General features: G+C 44.9%; 1 protein-coding gene. It reads left to right on the top strand.

All coding sequences use genetic code 11. From position 1 onward, the window contains the following. Positions 1 to 457, top strand: a 457-nt coding sequence (locus V6259_RS19635; RefSeq protein WP_341585967.1) for an IS3 family transposase, incomplete at both ends; no start/stop codon positions are given.

Genomic DNA, 457 nt, shown 5'->3' with positions numbered 1-457 from the left:
TGTGTCACGTCTTTAAAATTCATCGAAGCGGTTATTATGCTTGGTTGAAAAAGCCACTGTCTGATCGGTCTATTGAAGATCTGCGACTGTTAGAACGAATACGTGAATGCCACATCGCTAGCGGTGGGACCTATGGAAGCCCATGGATACATCGTGACCTTCGGGATGAGGGAGAATCCTGTAGCGTACATCGTGCTGCCAAGATCATGCGTAATAACAAGATTAAGGCCCAGATTGGCTATAAACGTCGCCATATCCAAGGCGGTAAAGTAGGCAAGATTGCTGACAACATATTGAAGCGTCAGTTTAATCCTGATACCCCTAATAAAGCGTGGGTAAGTGATATCACCTACGTTAGGACCCATGAAGGTTTTTTGTACGTCGCGACTGTTATCGACTTATTTTCCCGACGTGTTGTTGGATGGTCAATGGATAAAATGATGGATCGTCATCTGGT

Source organism: Marinomonas sp. TI.3.20, assembly GCF_038155025.1.
Lineage (GTDB): Bacteria > Pseudomonadota > Gammaproteobacteria > Pseudomonadales > Marinomonadaceae > Marinomonas > Marinomonas flavescens.
The sequence above is the reverse complement of the archived record's forward strand: the minus strand, read 5'-3'. Positions and strand labels throughout refer to the sequence as shown.